Origin of the sequence: Magnetococcus marinus MC-1, assembly GCF_000014865.1 — a bacterium.
Lineage (GTDB): Bacteria > Pseudomonadota > Magnetococcia > Magnetococcales > Magnetococcaceae > Magnetococcus > Magnetococcus marinus.
Genome location: NC_008576.1, coordinates 2,628,720 through 2,644,486 on the forward strand (window position 1 = coordinate 2,628,720; position 15,767 = coordinate 2,644,486).

Below are 15,767 nucleotides of genomic sequence, written 5' to 3' on the forward strand. Positions count from 1 at the left end.
GCGATGCCCACCATAAGAAAAAGCTGATACCCATGCCAACAAAGCGGGCAAGCTGTCACCTTGCCACCCTTTTCCATGCTCTCAGCGGGGTTGCTTTTCGTGGGGGTTAATCTTTTGGAAGATGTTGAAAATCTTCAGGACGATTAAGATTTAGAAAGGGATCAACGCCATCATCCCGGCGCATAAAACTACAGGTTGCAAAACCTGTTTGACGCAAAAAATCCAACACCCCATAGCGTTTTTCATCTAAAGCCTGCTGAACGTTGGGCAACACTTTACGGTGCCACAAGGCCACCGTACCATGAATTCGGTTGCAACTCTCTGCACACACGACCAACACATCTCCCTGTTTGGCACGCAACGCCATTTGCGCCACGCAATCCCGGGGCAGCAACGGCAGATCTACCGGCGCGGTAAACAACCACTCTGTGCGCATACGGGTAAGCGCCGTCTCTACTCCGGCCAAGGGCCCCAAATGGCCGCGACGCAGATCCGCCGTGATGGGCAACCCCTCAGGAAAAATGGTGGGATTGCCACTATAAAGCAGTGTCAAAGAGGCCACTTGTGGAGCCATGCGGGTAAAAACATGCTGCCATAGCGGAATCCCCTTCCAAAGCAGCATTGCTTTATCCGTCCCCATACGAGAGGAAAGCCCCCCTGCCAACATTGCCCCTGTGGTTTTACTTTTCATAACCGCATCTCACGCACTTAAAATGGAGACCATAACGGCGCCAATAACCCAGGCTGACACATGCTGCCACCCCCGCACCAAGGTTTGCTAAGCACAAAATATGCCTCTCTCCCACCACCCAAAAAAAAGGGGCGGCTTGGTGAAAAGCCGCCCCACACAGAATCATACGCTAGCCCCTCTTCCCCTAGGGGGTAGCCCGCCCCGCGGTAACGACACGCATCTTAGGTTCTTGAAAAAAGCTGCGCGCCACCCGCTGAATATCTTCTTGCGTAACCCGCTCAATACGCTTAGGCCACTGATCAAGATAGTCCCAGCCCCGTTTATAATAGCCGATCAAACCCCACGTTGATGCCAACTTGCCAAGGGTGTCCAGTGCGATGGGAAACCCACCCAATAGATTTTCCTTCGCCCGTTTTAACGCATCTTCTTGCACCCCATCCTTGGCCAGTTGACTGAGAATGGTACGGATCTCTGACACCGCATGGGGCACATTTTCCGGCTTGGTCGCCATAGCAACCTGCCAAATCCCCTGCCCTTCCCACGGTGAAAAATAGGAGTAGACCGAGTAGGTCAAACCCTGCTCTTCGCGCAAGCGCTCCGTCAAACGACTGCCAAACCCTGATCCCCCCAAAATATGATCCAACACCGTAATGGCGTAATAGTCCGGATGTTGACGGTTGGGCCCTGGCCATCCCACCGCAATGACACTCTGAGCTTTATCCATTTCCACATGCTCAACCTGCCAGGGTTGAGGTACGGGGGAGGCAACGGTGGGAATGGTCGCACCAAAGGGGCCAGGATCGGCTGAAAGCCCCCCAAAATGTTGATGCACCAGCGCCATAAACTGCTCAGGTCGCATATCTCCCGCCACACTCAAAACCATGTTGGGGCCACGCATCGCCTGGGCATGAAAACGCCGCAAACCCTCCCGCGAGATCTTGGTAATGCTCTCTGGATCCCCCTCCACCCGTCGCCCATAAGGGTGTTGCCCCAGCAACAGCGCCTCTAGCCGTTCCTCCACCCGTACATCGGCATCTTCGCGGTTCTGCTCAAAACTGGCCACCATCTCTCGTTTGGCCCGCTCAATGGGTTCTTGATCCAAACGGGGCTGATTAATGGCCGCACCCAACAACTCAAAGGCGTAGACCATATCCTTACTTAAAGCCCGCATGGTCACTTTTAGATAATCCCGGCTGGCTGTGCCATTGAGGGTTATTCCATAGTTGTCCATGGCTTGCTGAAACTGGGTACTATCCTGTTGCCCTGCCCCTTCATTTATCAACCAACCCAACATATAGGCGGTGCCCTCTTGCCCCTGCGGATCCATGACCGACCCGGCCCGTATATACAGACACACCTCTACCATGGGATTGCTATGGCTCTCTACCAATACCCCGTGGAACTGGTTGGGCAGCACCACCCGAGTCACCTGGGGGGCCGCATGGACCGGCGTGAGAAACAGTGCAAACAGCAGCCCCAACACCACCAAGGAAAAACGGAATAATCTGATTTTGCTCATCCTTGATTCTCCTGCGCGGTCTCTTCAAGCGCGGGTGTGAGGGTACCAATCAATGCCTGCTGGGGTTGTAAATAACGCTGCACCACTTGTTGAATCTCTTCAGGTGTCACCTGCTCTACACGGGCCTCAAAATCCCGATAGTAACTCTGCCACTCCAAACCCAAAGCGTTCAAACGGCCCACCACGTTGGCAATGCCCTGCACCGAATCCCTAGCATAAATCTGACTGGCTAGCAGGCCATTCTTAACCTTACGCAGCTCATCGGGGCTGGCGGGTTGCGTGGCAAGGCGGGTTATTTCCGTCATCATCATCGCCTCGACCTGCTTCATGCTAACCCCTTTTTGCGGCATGGCATACAGGCTAAACGAAGCTGGGCCACGCCCAAACATGCTATAACTGGCACCCGCATTAACCAGCCCCCCGGCACTCTGCGTCAAACGCTGCAAACGGTTGGAGATACCCCCATCCAACAGCTGTACCGCCAGTTTAAGCGCGTAACTTTCCCGCTGATCCGCCCCACCCCCATTGTGAGGAACCAGCCAACTGGCCATCCAAGTTGCCCGGCGAACCTGCGCATCGCTGTAATTTAACACCTGCCGTTGAGTGTGCGGTTGCCATGGCGCCACCACCGGCGGCTGTACACTGGCATCCGCCTGCAACGGACCAAAATAGCGGAGAACCAACTGGCGTGTGTGCTCAAAATCCACGTCCCCAGCAACCACCAGTGTGGCATTATTCGGCGCATAATAACGTTGATACCACCCCTTTAGCTTAGCGACGTTCAACCCCTGCACATCGGACATCCAACCAATAACCGGGTGACTGTAGGGATGCTGCCCGTACAAAATTTTCCCATACTGCTCCTGAATGCGCGCTTGGGGGCTGTTTTCAACCCGCATGCGGCGCTCCTCCTGCACCACTTTATTCTCCTGTTGGAACTCTGCCTCAGTCAGCACTAAGTTACGCATGCGGTCGGCCTCTAATTGCAGGGCCGTGGCCAGATGCTCTTTAGCCAATGTGCTGTAATAAAAAGTATAATCTTGGGATGTCGCGGCGTTATCGTGACCACCTAGCCGGGCGATCTGCTTGCTATATTGACCCGGAGCCACGCGCTCGGTGCCCTGAAACATCATATGTTCCAGCATGTGGGAGATACCGGTTATACCCTCCTGTTCATCATAAGAACCCACCCGATACCACACCTGTGTCACCACCAACGGTGCGCGCCCCTCGCGGATCACCACCACCTGCAAACCATTATCCAGCGTGTAGCTTTGATGTTCAGGTAGCGTTTCAGCCGCCATCGCCACCTGCACAAACAGACCCAGCATCAACCAAAAAACACGGACCAAGCCCATGAACTCTACTCCATCGTTGGGGATAGAACAGCCTATCTTGCAACTCAGAGTAATGCCATCAACCGGCAAAGGGAAGGGGGGGCAACGTAGAAAGAGAAGAGTGGGGAGCATACACGATGGGGGATGAAGCAGGCCGCGGCCCACATGCTTAGCCCCTTACATAAGCCAAAGCATGTGGGCCGCGCCCGCAATCAGACAGCAGCGATTGCAACTATTGATTCAGCCAGTCCGGCAATGTTTCTTGGCTTTTACGGCCACTCTGAACTCGGTCGTCCGGTGACGGTGTTTCCCCAACCTGACCCTCACCAAATAAAATTTGGCTGGCGGCCTCTCCCGCCTGGGTGGATGCATCAACCTCAGCGGCGGAACCCGGCTTTTGCGGTTTATAGTTAGCATCGGGCAGTTTATACAGATCCGGTGGAATCTCCAGCGGCTCACGGGTGGGAATATCGCTGGCCTCTACCTTTTTTTCCCAAGGCATACTAAAATCTGCCAACACACAACCACCAAGCATCACCGATCCCATTAAGGTCAAACCCAACTTTGCGATCCATCCTGCTTTCATCGTCTGTCCCATCCTTTTAAATTCCTCTTTCACCAAGAAGGATCCTCCTACAAAGTTGATTTTGAGCGCGGCACCCCAACCCCAAAACCCTCTAGCAAAATCATGGCGACCCCAATGGTGATCGCGGTATCTGCGATATTAAAAACCGGCCAGGAGAGCGTCTGCCAATGCAGGTGAATAAAATCCACCACCCAACCAAGACGCACCCGATCCAGCAAATTCCCCATCGCACCACCCATAATCATGCCCAACGCCGCTGCGCTATAGCGGGTTTGGGCACTGCGTAGCATCATGAGAATCATAATACAGGCCACCACCGCGACCCCAACCAACAAGAACTGACGCCAAAAGGGTGCCAAGTTGGTGAACATGCCAAAAGCCGCCCCCAAGTTATGCACCAGGGTCAGATCAAAATAGCCTGGCATGATCTCTATCCCACGGTTGACTAAAACCTGCTGAGCCCAAACTTTGCTCAGCTGATCCAGCACCAGTGTCATCAGCGCCGCCAACAGGCCAAACCGAATCATGCGTCTGGTCCAGTCAGACCCATCTCTAACACCACTTCACGACAGCGAGGACAGAGCTCTGGGTGATCGTCATGAGCGCCCACGCCTGGATCAAAATTCCAACACCGCACACACTTATCACTGCCAGAAACCCCGGTTAACACCTTAAGCCCGGTAATCTCTTCCGAAACAACCGCCTCAGCAGGGGCCTCGGCAAGGGGCTTGATATCCACCCGACTAACAATGAACAGTCGGCTATTTTGCGCGCTGAATTGGCTTAAAAACTCCGCCAGCTCCTCACTGCAATAAAGTGTCACGGTGGACTGCATGAACGAACCTACGCGCTTTTCCACCCGGTCTTTTTCCAGGCTTTTATAGACTTCAGCACGTACCTGCCGGTAGCGTTCCCAGCGTTTCGCCAAGGCATCGTCATACCACTCGGGATGCTCTTTTGGAAAGGCTGCTAAATGCACCGAGGCCTCCCGCTCACCGGCCATATAGTGCCACACCTCTTCGGCGGTAAAGGCCATAACTGGTGCCATCAGACGCACCAGCGTCTCCAGCATATGGTGCATAACCGTCTGCGCACTGCGCCGCTCTACCGAATCCGGGGCGTCACAGTAGAGACGGTCTTTGATAATATCCAGGTAAAAGGCTCCCATCTCTACCCCACAGAAATAGTGCAGGCTTTGATACACCCGGTGAAAGGTGTAGTCGGTATAAGCCTTTTCTACATCTCGGATAAGTCGAGCCACCCGATCCAACGCCCAACGGTCAAGTTCCAGCAACTGCCCATAGGGCACCGTGTGCTCAGCGGCATCAAACCCACTGAGGTTACTAATCAGATAGCGTATGGTATTGCGGATGCGCCGATAAGCGTCCGACAGCCCCTTGAGAATCTCGTCTGAAATGCGGATATCCCCCGCATAATCCTCTGCGGATACCCACATGCGTAGAATATCTGCCCCATACTGTTTAATCACCTTCTCTGGGGCGATGACATTGCCACGAGATTTGGACATTTTGTGGCCCTTACCATCCACCACAAAACCATGGGTCAATACCGCCTTGTAGGGCGCCCGGTCACGAGTGCCCACCGAGGCCAAAAGCGATGAATGGAACCAGCCACGATGTTGATCAGACCCCTCCAGATAGAGGTCCGCCGGCCAACGCAGTTGGGGCCGCCGCTCCAACACTGCCGCATGGGTCACACCGGAATCAAACCACACATCCAAAATGTCTGACTCTTTTTTAAAGTGCTGGCTGCCACATCCGCTACAGCGGTAGTCGGCCGGTAAAAATTGGGCCGCCTCTTTCTCAAACCACACATCGGCCCCGGCCTGCTCCATCGCCACAGCGATGTTTTCGGTAATGGCCTCATCCCGCACAATTTGGCCACAATCGGTACAACTCAGCACCGCAATGGGTACCCCCCAGGTACGCTGCCGGCTCACGCACCAATCGGGTCGGTTTTCCACCATGTTGTGGATGCGCTCCTCACCCCAATGGGGGATCCAGCTGGTATCCTTGATCGCTTGCAGCGCCTTTTTGCGCAGATCGTTTATCTCCATGGAGATAAACCACTGAGGCGTAGCGCGGGTAATCAGCGGCGTACTGCAACGCCAGCAGTGGGGATAGCTGTGGTTAATTTTACTGCTGGCAAGCAAGGCTCCTCGCTCATCCAACAGCGTCACCACTTGAGGATTGGCCTTTTTGATGTGCTCACCGGCAAAAAAGGGTGTGCCCTCCACAAACTTGCCATAATCATCCACTGGATTATAGGGCTGAATGCCATATTTCAGGCTCACCTCATAGTCCTCGGCACCATGACCGGGCGCGGTATGCACGCAGCCCGTACCCGCCTCGGTGGTGACATGATCCCCCAACAAGATGGGGGCATCCTGCTCTAAAAAGGGATGACGGAAGCGACGGTTTTCCAAATCGGCCCCGCTTAACCGCACCACCACCCGCGCGTCACGCTCTGGGTTTAGGCCAGCCGCTTGTAAGGTCGGTTCCCACAACGCTTCGGCCAGCAGAAGGTGCTCACCCACCGCCAAATTGTGGTTATCAGCCGGGTTGAGAATCTCCACCATGACATAGCTAAGATCACCATTCAGACATACCGCCAAGTTGGCAGGGATGGTCCAAGGGGTGGTCGTCCAGATCACCACACTGCACGATTTACCCGCCAGTTCTGGATGCAGGTCGGCCAGAGAGGCCTCCGCCGCTAAAGGGAATTTAACATAGATGGTGGTGGATTCATGATCCTGATACTCTACCTCGGCCTCGGCCAGGGCCGTGACATCATGGGTACACCAATAGACCGGCTTGGCCCCTTTGTAGAGCCCGCCATTGTGCAGAAAACGGCCCAGTTCCCGCACAATATCCGCCTCAAAACGATAGTCCATGGTCAGGTAGGGATTGTGCCAATCACCGGAGACGCCCAGGCGCTGAAACTCCTCCTTTTGGGTCTCTACCCACTTGCCGGCAAAGGTGCGGCAGCGCTGGCGAAACGCCACCACGTCAATCTCTTCTTTCTCTTTACCCTCGGCTTTCAGCTCTTGTTCCGCCTTAAGCTCAATGGGTAGGCCGTGGCAGTCCCAACCAGGGACATAAACCGCATCCATACCCTGCATCTGCCGCGATTTGCAGATAATATCTTTGAGTACCTTGTTGATGGCGTGACCCATATGCAAATGACCATTGGCGTAGGGGGGGCCATCATGCAAAATGAAGGGCTGTTTGCCTTGACCCGACTCACGCAAACGCTCATAGAGCGCCATCTGCGCCCACTTGGCCAAAATTTCTGGCTCCCGCTGAGGCAGGTTGGCCCGCATGGGCAGTTCGGTCTCGGGCAATTGGATGGTATCTTTGTACGCCATGAAGGGCTCCTTCACCCCGGGGCCATAGGCTCCCTTATAGGATTATGCTCTACAGATTAAAATAGGTCTTGGCCGCTGCCACATCGGCACCGATCTGCGCCTTTAACGCCTCGACATCCGGAAATTTATGTTCACCACGCACAAAGGCGTGAAACTTTACCCGTAGATTTCGATGGTAAAGGTCGCTGCACGGAACCAGCATATGCACCTCCATATGCAATCCCTCGTCCCCAAAGGTGGGATTGCTACCAATATTGGCAATGGCCGGACACCAGAGCCCTTCCACCATGGCCTCCACCAAATAGACCCCAACAGGGGGGTATAATAGGTGGTAAAGGGCCACATTGGCCGTGGGAAACCCCAATCCTCGGCCCCGCCGCATGCCGGCGATCACCCGCCCTTCTATCTCAAAGGGACGACCCAACAGCGCTTCAGCGGCTTTAAAATCCGCTTGCCGAATTGCCTGCCGCACCCCTGTGGAGGAGACATTAACCCCCCCCTCTAACAGCAGCTCCGCCTTGTGCGCGCCAAAGCCATAGCGCTGCCCCAGGTTCGCCAAGGTGTTAAAATCGCCACGACCATGACTACCAAAGCGAAAATTTTCACCAATCACCACCTCGCGAATGCCTAGCCCATGGGCCAGCAAATCCCGCACAAAATCCTCAGCGGGCATCGTCTGCAACTGACGGGTAAAACGACAGATAAACATGGCATCAAGACCATATTGATCCATCCATCGCGCCTTACCCCGTACCCCGGTTATGCGATCAAGGGGCTGCTCAGGACGCAACACCCGGCGGGGGTGCGGTTCAAAGGTCATGGCCATGGTGGGCGCTTGGTGCAGCTGTCCCAACGCATGAAGTTGTGCAAAGAGGCGCTGATGACCCCGATGAACCCCATCAAAATTACCAATGGTCAGCACTGCCCCGCGAAAGCGATCCGGAAGATTGATCAAACCGCGGATGATATACATGGCGTAACCTTAATCCTTACAAAGATAAGCCGCGACTACCCGGCCAAGGGGCAGTGTGCCATCTTCTCACGCACTTTTTAGCGTAGAGTCCAGGGTGACATAGATCCGCTGGGACACCATGAGCAGCCGGACTTGCTCCTTCATCGGGCTTGCCCCTTCATAAAGCCAGACCCGCAGGGTGCTTTGTTTTTTTATGGGTGGCCACCCTTGCAAAACAGGGCCTCACGACAGGAACATGGTGAAAGACAATCCCTAAGCGTATGAATCCTTTAGACCACTATTACAGGGTCCAGCCCCCGCCCCTGATTAAAAATCGGCGACAACCCCTAGTAAGCTGCTTAGAATACCCCAGCTATGGACCGGAAATAAAGGGACTCTTCACCTTTAACCAGCGATCCCCACCATACAGCATCACAGACCCTCCAGCCACCCTCCTCGCCCACCCGCAGCAAGCTCTTTTTATGCCTTATGCGCGTCAGAGGTTGAACCTGGATGCCGCTATAGCTAGAGTAGCGCATTACTCAATCTTAAATGACCTGTTTTTTGTAGAACCTAGGAGTGGGCAGCATGCTCAACGTAATGCGCAAAAGCGCCAACAGCTGGGTCATCAAAATCCTGCTGATTCTGATTGCCGTCTCTTTCTCCGTCTGGGGGATCGAGGGACTTAGAAATGCCGGGCGTGATACACCGGTGTTGACGGTAGAGAATTGGTCGGCTTCCCAAGGCTATATTCGGCAATCCTTTGATCGTTTTCTGCGTGAACAGAAACAGCGCCTGGGCAATCTGCCCCTGGATAATCCAATGATTCGCCAGCAACTGCGCCAACAGTTTTTGCAACGCATGGTGGACGAACAACTCATGCTGCATAGTGCCATGCAGATGGGTCTAACCCTCTCCCCCAAGGGGTTACAAAAGACCATCGCCGAGGATCCCACCTTTCAGCTCAAGGGCAAGTTTGACGATGCCCTCTATCGGCAATTGCTGCGGCAAAACCGGCTCGACCCCAAAACCTTTGAGCAGGATACTCTGGTACGACACGCTCGGGCCCATCTTGCCCAGGGTTTGACCCAAGTAGCCACCACACCCACCCTGCTGTTAGATGATGCCCTCAAGCAGGAGAGCGAAAAACGACGGGTGGCGCTGCTGATGTTGGACCAAGCAACCCTAGCCAGCGTGGATGATCCTGGTGACGAAGCCCTGCGTGCCTATCAAGAAAACAACCGCGATGCCTACTCCATCAAGCAGCGGGTTAAAGTTCGCTATCTGTTGCTGGATGCCGAGAGTGTGCGCGACGAGCTGAAAGTAGATGAGGCCAAAATCATCGCCTACTATGATGACAATAAACCGCTGTACAAGACCCTGGAAAGCCGCAAACTTCGGCATATCCTGGCCAAATTCAAGGCCGGCGATGCCACCGCCAAAGCAGCGGCCCAGAAAAAGATTGAGGATGCCAAGCAGCGCATTGCTAACGGTGAAAGCTTTGCCGAGGTAGCCAAACTGCTCTCAGAAGATGTCACCGCCAGTCAAGGGGGGGAATTGGGGGTATTCCAACGGGGGGGCGGCTTGGTTGAGCGTTTTGAAGAGGCCGCCTTTACCCTGCCCGAGGGCAAGGTTTCGGAGGTTGTGGAGAGCCCCTTTGGTTTTCACTTGATCCTGGTTGACCATATTGATCCAGCTGGCACCCGTAGCTTTGAGCAGGTTAAACCCGAAATTGCCGAACAACTCTTTCAAGAGGGCGCTGGCGAAGCGATCTACAGCAAGTCGATTGCGTTGGAAGATATGCTCGCCACCGCCGATAGCTTGGCCACCATCGGCAAGGAGCTAAACCTGCGCTTTAAGGAGACCGGCTGGATTGAGTTCAGCAAGCTTGACGAAACGGTCTCTATCGAACGCGAAGCCAAGTTTCATGAAGTGGCCTTTTCTACCCTGAAAGGGGAACGTAGCACCTTGGTGGAGCTAGCCAACAACCGCTATTTTGTGTTGGAAGTAACCGACCATGAGGACGCCACCTTAAAACCCTTGGCCGAAGTACGTGCCGCATTACTGGCTGCCTATCGTCAGGAAAAAGCTCAAACCCAGGCCCAAGAGCTAATGGATAATGCCCTAAAAGCCTTAAACAGCGGCAGCAGTTGGGAAGAGGTTGCCAAAAGCCACGCACCATTCCAAGCCCAGGCTCCGGCCCCCTTTACCGCAATGGATAAAGAGAGCAAGGTTCCTGCGAACGTGCGTCAAGCAGCCTTCCGTATCGCGCTGGACAAGCCGATTTACGAAAAGGTTATCAGCGAGGGAAATCATCGCTATATCCTAAAATTGCTCGAAGTCACCCCCGGCACGGTTGACACCGATATGCTCGCCAATAGCCAACTTCAAGCGATGTTTACCAACATGCTGGGCAATGAAATGCGCGAAGCCTTTATGGCTTGGCGCCGTAAACATGCAGAGATCAGCTATGACCCCAAGGTATTCAACAACCTCTAATAGCTTGGGCGACCTTCCACTAAAAAGGGCCGGGATTGCTCCCGGTCCTTTTTTTATGATCCAGCCCCTTAATCAGCGCCACACCGCCCTAACCCGCTAACGAGACACACGTTCCATGGAGAAGCCGCAGGAAGCAACGTAAGCGTTTTGGCCGCCCCTGCTTACCTCTTTAGGGCATCCAGCTATTCCAAACCGAGTACCAAGCCAGTTGATAGACCCGCCCCTCCCACAGCAGTTCCGTACGCGGCGTCAACCATAGCGCCACAGCGGTGGTTGCATAGAGGGCTAAGGTTGCATAGAGATCCCGGCTCCACAGTTTACACGCCGTGCCAAAAGAGCGTTTAACACGGGCACCGGTTAACTGAATGCTATACATTTCATCCAGCAGTAGATGTAGCACAAAACCACCGGCAATAAAGCCACCCGCCACCCATGCCGTTAGCACAGAGAGATGAAAAGCATGGTGCAATAACAGAACGGTGAGTGCCCCAAACAAAATTGCCGCAGGAATGGAGTGAAAAATGCCCCGATGCACGGTCACCCGCGTAAACAGCTCAAAAACCGCTAAACGCATGGCCACAAAGAGACCGACCCAGAGTAAAAAGAGCTCTAAACCCGACAAACCTTGTGTCACCGGTTGACCAAATAACAAGCCAAATGCCAGCAACACCGACACCAAGGTAAACACCACACTAAGGATGGTTGAACGGTCCGAATCCACATCGGGCAGCAGAGAGGCCACCGCCCCACAGCTAAAATAGAGCGCGACCTCCAGCGGGGTTGCCACGCCCCCCGCATAGAGCCCCGTGGCGACCATGCCCGATGCCACAGAACCCACCGTCAAATGGGTGTGAAAACCTGCCATACATCCATACTCCCAAGAAAGACGTGAAGGTTTGACCCATGCCCCCTGGATAGGCGGATGCGCTCGCCCACCATGGCTACCCCACCCTACCCTCTATCGGACTTTTTTGGATGCACCTTCACAAAATCCTGGCCGTATCGTCTATCTGATTAAAATCTCAAAAAATTTACGCTAGGACAGCCCCCTAAGCCCTTGCCACAACGTAAACCCTACGCTTTAAATCGGTTTAGAATCTGGCCCAATTCATTGGCAATTTGCCCCATATTCACCGCCTGATTTTGTACTGCACCGCTCAGTTGGGTCATACGCTGGGCGGCATCGTTGACCTCGCCCATACTCTGGGCGACCTTCTGCGCCGATTGTGAGGAGGCCTGCACCTGCTGGGTTATTTCACGGCTGGCTTGGGATGAGTTAGCGACCAGCTGAACCATGCCCTGTACCCCTGTGGAGGCGTGTACCACGCTCTGGGTGACTTCATTAATACCCAGGGCGATCTCCTGTACACTACGGGCCACCTCTTGGGAGCCTGCGGTGGCTTCTTCCACCCGGTGGCTCACCTCGCGGGTTTCATGGTTGACCTCTGCCATGGAGCGAGAGATCGCCGCCACAGTGCCGCTCTGTTCTTCCACAGCGCTAAGAATATCCTCAATCACCTCTGCCAATTTACCATTGATTTCCGCCACATTTTGCGACGCCTTGCCGGCTTGACGGCTCTGATTTTGGATTTCGTCAATCTGGGCCGCGATACTGCTGGTGGCTTCGCTGGTTTGACTGGCCAGTTGCTTAACCTCATTGGCCACCACCGCAAACCCCTTACCTGACTCCCCCGCCCCAGCGGCCTCAATGGAAGCATTAAGTGCCAACATATTGGTTTGTTGGGCAATATTGTTAATTACCGAAACCACCTTGTTAATCTCTTTGGCCGAACGGGCAAGGGCTTCCATCACCCCATAGGTCTCTTTTGCCGTGCTGGATGCCGCTTCGGCACCCTGGTTGGCCTCTTCACAGCGGTTACGCACAGCATCAATGGTGGTCGTTAGGGCCTCCACCGAGTTGGCCACTTCCGTCACATTGCCACCGGTGCGCTGGGCGGCCAAATTGACCTCATCCATATTCACCGTCACCTCTTCCGTGGCGGAGGCCACGGTGGATAGGTTGACGTTGGCCTCCTCCGCTGCGGCTGAGATGGTCGACATATTTTGACCCATCTCCACGGCACTTTCAGAAACCTGCTGCATGGCGCGGTTCATACCATCACTGGCATTACCGACACGACTTAGAGTGTTGTGCATCGCTTGGCTGGCGTTGGCCACTTGTGAGGCGTGACCACTTAGGGAGAGTGAACTATGGTTTAAATCACTCGATATACTGCTCAGTTGCCCTGTTGCACCATTGAGACTTTTGGTTGTACGCCCCATACTGTCAATAATTTCACGCAGGCTGTTGACCATGATGCGGGTTGCTTCAATGGTGCGCCCAATTTCATCCTCCCTTGCAGAAGGGGGTAAATTGACGGTTAGATCCCCTTGGGCCACCTTACCGAGAATGGTGACAACATGGTTGATCGGGGCCCCAATCATGCGCCGCACATAAAACACCGTCACCAATACCACCAAGCTACCGCAAATCAGGGTAATACCGATGATCCAGTACTGCACCTGCTCAATGGAGGCATAAAACTCCGCCGTTTTAATGCCCACATAGAGAATCCCCACCACATCGCCCTTGGCATCCAAGATGGGATCATAACCGGTAATATAGGGGGTGCCCAGAATCTCTACCACCCCACGGAATGGGGTTTTTTCCTCAAAAACATGCCTATAAGCGGCATTACGAGCCAACTTGGTACCCGTGGCACGGTTGCCATCGGCCTTTTTTACAGAGGTCGCCACACGGGTATCCCCCATAAAAACCGTCGCGGTCCCACCCACTAGGGTAGAGATGGTATCCACCAGTTCATTATGACCATTCAGACGAAAATCTCCAGCATAGAGCCCGTCCTTTTTTAGCATATAGGTGGTGCCTATTTTTTTCACTTCATGCCAAGCCACCCGCATATTGCGGTTGATGGCATCCTGGGCTTCACGATCCCCCTTTTGGTGCAGCTCTGCCACCGTAGCGATGGTGGCAGAAAGGCCCACAATAAAAGCGGAGAGAAAGACGATCATACCAATACGTGTGGTGAGGCTTAGGGGGGCGGTCATAACCTTACAGAGGCTCCCAAGGAGGCGTGAAGTAACGGGGTCTTTGTCGATAAACCATTTTGTTGCATAGATAAGCGCCACATTAGACCATATAAGCGCCCCTCTTGCAATCGTCCCAAACGCAACCAACCCTGCCAGATTTCCCTGCTAGCTCATCAATCCGCCGCTTTGACACTCAGCCCTCTTTGACCTTTTCCACCGTATAGACGGAGATTTCTGGCCCTTGTTGCCAGCAATCGCCCTGCAAACCGGCCTTTTTGCAAAGATGATTTAAAAACAGCTCTGGGGTTGGCAACTGCTCCCACACCTGGGGTAAAAAGGTGCTGCGCCGCGTGCCCATGGAGAGAATCACCCCATGCACCCCTGGTTTAAGCTTTTCCAACAGGTCGGCACTATCGCGATACTCCAACTTTACCGCTGGGGTAAGCAGCGACACCTCCACCCGCAGTTGGTCCAACTCTTCTCGGTTGACCGCAGGAAAACGGGGATCTTTTAATGCCGCCGCCACCCCATTGGCCAACAGATCTTCTGCCAAACTGCGGTGCGCCTGTAGCGAACCAATACAACCCCGCAACTGCCCCTGTTTGGTCAGGGTAATAAAACAGGCTCCCGGTTGCCCAAGCTGAGGCTGAGTTTGCACCAACTGTTCTGCGCTTAGCCCTGCTTCTCCGCTAAGCACTTGGGCCAAATGACGCCGCACCAATGGCGGCAATGGGGCCAGCGATCCTTTTGCCTGTTCTGGCTGCATAAACAGATAACTGGCATAACCCACCACCCGCTTTTTATCCCCCGCTGTGTCGCCAGAATTGCGATAGTCCGCCAACTCCGGTAGCCACCCTTGGTGTTGGGCCGTCTGCATCAAAGCGCGAATGGCAATATTGCCGCACGCCTCACATTGGGCCATGGCCTGTAAATCCATGTTAAGCACTGCCTCATTGCAGGTATGATCCAAGCCCACGGCGGTGTCGTAGTCGTAAAAGTGCGAAAGATCCGACGAACCCACAATAAGATCATCAGCCTCCCTATATTTGGCTAAAATTTCTGCAACTCGGCTTGGTTCAATGCGACCAAACACCATGGGCACCAAACGAAAATGAGCCAAACTCTCTTGTAAAAAGGGCAGGTGTACCTCCAGTGAATGCTCTTGAGCGTGAGGCGCATTGTCCAATACCAGATCGCTCTCCTGGGCCGCCATACGCTCAACCAAGGGCAGATCCACCTCAACCAGACCCAAGGGGGTCTCAAAGGCATCGTAGTTACCCAAAGAGGCCCCATGCAGGGCCACCCGATGACTGGGCCCCAGCAAAAACACCCGCCGGGGTCGCTCTTTGGGGGCTGCCTGTAGGGTGTTATAAGCATAAGCCGCCGTTAAGCCCGAGTAGCGGTAGCCTGCATGGGGGGCCACAAAGGCGCGGGGTTCCCCTTGGTCATGCCGTTTCGGGGCCTGTTGCAAGAGAGAACGCACCAACTGACGCAATGCGTCGGCCTGGGCTGGGTAAAACATCCCCGCCACCGCCGCAGGGCGAATGCGGTGATAACCGCGGGCTGCTAAGCGTTCCGGGTTAGGGCTTACCTGGCTGTGGGGTTTGGCACTGCTTAGGGTTACTTTGATGGAGGCCATCGCTTGATCCTTAATTGCCTTGGCTAACCTTGCATTCCTGACTATTTAGCGCCATGCTGCACAGGGCTTCTGGCATTAAGTTAACCATAAATTGTGTGGGCAATC

Annotated in this window: 11 protein-coding genes; 1 reads left to right on the top strand and 10 read right to left on the bottom strand. The window is 54.3% G+C overall.

Annotated features, from left to right (window positions below; all coding sequences use genetic code 11):
- Window positions 1-106 precede the first annotated feature (106 nt).
- The 7 genes from mobA to ribF all read right to left on the bottom strand — a co-directional run bounded on the left by mobA (window position 107) and on the right by ribF (window position 8,494).
- On the bottom strand, window positions 107-691 hold the full coding sequence (gene mobA / locus MMC1_RS10975) for a molybdenum cofactor guanylyltransferase (RefSeq protein ID WP_081436271.1): 585 nt from the start codon (window positions 689-691) through the stop codon (window positions 107-109).
- A 184-nt stretch (window positions 692-875) separates the two neighbouring features.
- Window positions 876-2,210: a M16 family metallopeptidase gene (locus MMC1_RS10980; protein WP_011713772.1), complete on the bottom strand. Its 1,335-nt coding sequence runs from the start codon at window positions 2,208-2,210 to the stop codon at window positions 876-878.
- On the bottom strand, window positions 2,207-3,568 hold the full coding sequence (locus MMC1_RS10985) for a M16 family metallopeptidase (protein WP_011713773.1): 1,362 nt from the start codon (window positions 3,566-3,568) through the stop codon (window positions 2,207-2,209). The genes MMC1_RS10980 and MMC1_RS10985 overlap by 4 nt, the downstream gene beginning before the upstream one ends.
- 211 nt (window positions 3,569-3,779) lie before the next feature.
- Complete coding sequence (locus MMC1_RS10990) at window positions 3,780-4,133, bottom strand: hypothetical protein (protein ID WP_011713774.1); 354 nt, start codon at window positions 4,131-4,133, stop codon at window positions 3,780-3,782.
- Between the two features lie 47 nt (window positions 4,134-4,180).
- Window positions 4,181-4,660: a signal peptidase II gene (gene lspA, locus MMC1_RS10995; RefSeq protein ID WP_011713775.1), complete on the bottom strand. Its 480-nt coding sequence runs from the start codon at window positions 4,658-4,660 to the stop codon at window positions 4,181-4,183.
- Window positions 4,657-7,521 carry an isoleucine--tRNA ligase gene (ileS, locus tag MMC1_RS11000; protein WP_011713776.1) on the bottom strand — a complete coding sequence of 955 codons (2,865 nt, stop codon included), beginning with the start codon at window positions 7,519-7,521 and terminating at the stop codon, window positions 4,657-4,659. Before ileS ends, lspA begins: the two co-directional genes overlap by 4 nt.
- Window positions 7,522-7,570: 49 nt before the next feature.
- A complete protein-coding gene (ribF, locus tag MMC1_RS11005; protein WP_011713777.1) occupies window positions 7,571-8,494 on the bottom strand; it encodes a riboflavin biosynthesis protein RibF in 924 nt (307 codons plus the stop codon).
- A gap of 567 nt (window positions 8,495-9,061) precedes the next feature.
- Here ribF and MMC1_RS11010 point away from each other — a divergent pair.
- A complete protein-coding gene (locus tag MMC1_RS11010; protein ID WP_011713778.1) occupies window positions 9,062-10,972 on the top strand; it encodes a SurA N-terminal domain-containing protein in 1,911 nt (636 codons plus the stop codon).
- 169 nt (window positions 10,973-11,141) lie between these two features.
- Here the strand turns inward: MMC1_RS11010 and MMC1_RS11015 are convergent, their stop codons facing one another.
- From MMC1_RS11015 to amrB, 3 genes are all read right to left on the bottom strand, one after another.
- Window positions 11,142-11,837 carry a metal-dependent hydrolase gene (locus MMC1_RS11015; protein WP_011713779.1) on the bottom strand — a complete coding sequence of 232 codons (696 nt, stop codon included), beginning with the start codon at window positions 11,835-11,837 and terminating at the stop codon, window positions 11,142-11,144.
- Between the two features lie 209 nt (window positions 11,838-12,046).
- Window positions 12,047-14,041 (bottom strand): methyl-accepting chemotaxis protein, encoded by a 1,995-nt coding sequence (locus MMC1_RS11020; protein ID WP_041641169.1) that lies wholly within the window; start codon window positions 14,039-14,041, stop codon window positions 12,047-12,049.
- A 175-nt stretch (window positions 14,042-14,216) separates the two neighbouring features.
- Entirely contained in the window at window positions 14,217-15,662 is a 1,446-nt protein-coding gene (amrB, locus tag MMC1_RS11025) for an AmmeMemoRadiSam system protein B (RefSeq protein WP_011713781.1), read from the bottom strand.
- Window positions 15,663-15,767 lie beyond the last annotated feature (105 nt).

Coding starts and splice junctions, on each gene's coding strand:
- MMC1_RS10985 (WP_011713773.1), bottom strand. CDS start 3,568: ATGGGCTTGGTCCGTGTTTTTTGGTTGATGCTGGGTCTGTTTGTGCAG.
- mobA (WP_081436271.1), bottom strand. CDS start 691: ATGAAAAGTAAAACCACAGGGGCAATGTTGGCAGGGGGGCTTTCCTCT.
- MMC1_RS11020 (WP_041641169.1), bottom strand. CDS start 14,041: ATGACCGCCCCCCTAAGCCTCACCACACGTATTGGTATGATCGTCTTT.
- MMC1_RS11015 (WP_011713779.1), bottom strand. CDS start 11,837: ATGGCAGGTTTTCACACCCATTTGACGGTGGGTTCTGTGGCATCGGGC.
- amrB (WP_011713781.1), bottom strand. CDS start 15,662: ATGGCCTCCATCAAAGTAACCCTAAGCAGTGCCAAACCCCACAGCCAG.
- ribF (WP_011713777.1), bottom strand. CDS start 8,494: ATGTATATCATCCGCGGTTTGATCAATCTTCCGGATCGCTTTCGCGGG.
- MMC1_RS10980 (WP_011713772.1), bottom strand. CDS start 2,210: ATGAGCAAAATCAGATTATTCCGTTTTTCCTTGGTGGTGTTGGGGCTG.
- MMC1_RS11010 (WP_011713778.1), top strand. CDS start 9,062: ATGCTCAACGTAATGCGCAAAAGCGCCAACAGCTGGGTCATCAAAATC.
- lspA (WP_011713775.1), bottom strand. CDS start 4,660: ATGATTCGGTTTGGCCTGTTGGCGGCGCTGATGACACTGGTGCTGGAT.
- ileS (WP_011713776.1), bottom strand. CDS start 7,521: ATGGCGTACAAAGATACCATCCAATTGCCCGAGACCGAACTGCCCATG.
- MMC1_RS10990 (WP_011713774.1), bottom strand. CDS start 4,133: ATGAAAGCAGGATGGATCGCAAAGTTGGGTTTGACCTTAATGGGATCG.